This window comes from Halomicronema sp. CCY15110 (assembly GCF_016888165.1).
Classification (GTDB): Bacteria; Cyanobacteriota; Cyanobacteriia; order Phormidesmidales; family Phormidesmidaceae; genus Halomicronema.
On the sequence record NZ_JACSWC010000130.1, the window covers coordinates 1 to 667 of the forward strand.

1 pseudogene is annotated in these 667 nt (G+C 54.3%); it reads left to right on the forward strand.

Annotated features, from left to right (window positions below):
* Positions 1–192: 192 nt before the first annotated feature.
* Positions 193–621 (forward strand): annotated as a pseudogene (locus JUK32_RS27345) (transposase); the annotation flags it as partial.
* Positions 622–667: the final 46 nt, after the last annotated feature.

A 667-nucleotide genomic window follows, 5' to 3' on the forward strand; every position in this document is an offset into this window, starting at 1 on the left:
AGCTACCGAGACATTGAGAAAATGATGCTCTATCGCGGCATCGAGGTCACCTATGAAGCGATCCGCAAATGGTGCAAGAAGTTTGCTCAGGCGTATGCGAATCAGATTCGTCGCCGTCGCCCCAAACCTGCTGATAAGTGGCATCTGGACGAAGTCGTGATCACGATCAAAGGCTAGCACTACTATCTTTGGCGGGCCGTCGATGCTACCGGTCAAGCCCTTGATATCCTGATGCAGCGTCATCGCGATAAACGGGCCGCGAAGAAGTTCTTTCGCAAATTGCTCAAGTCCAGCGGCTTCGCTCCTCGGGGCATCGTTACCGACAAATTGAGAAGCTATGGGGCGGCTAAGAAAGACTTGATGCCAGGGGTCGAACATAGACAGCACAAGGGGTTGAACAACCGGGCGGAGAATTCGCACAGGCCGACCCGAGTGCGGGAGAGGCGGATGGGGCGCTTTAAAGCGCCAGGGCAAGCCCAACGGTTTCTCTCGGCTTTTGAACCGATACGCGGCTACTTTCATCCTCACCAACAGAAACAATCGGCACCGGAATATCGAGAAAAGATGCGTCAGCGCTTGAGCGACTGGCGTCAATTCACACGACTATCGGCGATCGCTTAGCGCTGCTGTCGAAGGCGATGGACGGGAATTTAGTGCTCGATTTTAG